Annotated in this window: 1 protein-coding gene; it reads left to right on the plus strand. The window is 67.8% G+C overall.

Features of this window, described 5'->3' with window-relative positions:
• The coding region (locus ACG2LG_RS24190; protein WP_396263474.1) for a DDE-type integrase/transposase/recombinase at positions 1–506 on the plus strand (506 nt) is incomplete at both ends.

A 506-nucleotide genomic window follows, 5' to 3' on the forward strand; every position in this document is an offset into this window, starting at 1 on the left:
GTGCGTGGCAAGATCGTCGATCTCAAGCAGGCCAACCCCGGCTGGGGCGTGCGCCGCATCGCCCAGGTGCTGCGCCGCTGGTTCCTCATGGAGGCAAGCCCCGAGACCGTCCGCCGGACGCTCAATGAGGAGGCCCTCATCGAGAAAACGCGGCGCAAGCCCCGCCGCAACCCCTCCAAGCCGAGGCGCTTCGAGCGGGCCACGCCCAACCAGATGTGGCAGAGCGACATCTTCACCTTCCGGCTCGGAGGCCGCTACGCCTACCTGGTGGCCTATCTCGACGACTACTCGCGCTTCATCACCGGAGCGGAGTTGTTCAGCAGCCAGACCGCCGAGGCCGTCATCGAGCTCTACCGCCGGGCCGTCGGCGAATACGGCGTGCCCCGCGAGATGCTCACCGACAACGGCCGGCAGTATGCCACCTGGCGCGGCACCAGCCGCTTCCAGAAGGAGATGCAGAAGGACCGCGTGTCCCACATCCGCTCGCAGCCGCAGCACCCGATGAC

Source organism: Haloferula sp. A504, assembly GCF_044385805.1.
Classification (GTDB): Bacteria; Verrucomicrobiota; Verrucomicrobiia; order Verrucomicrobiales; family Akkermansiaceae; genus Haloferula.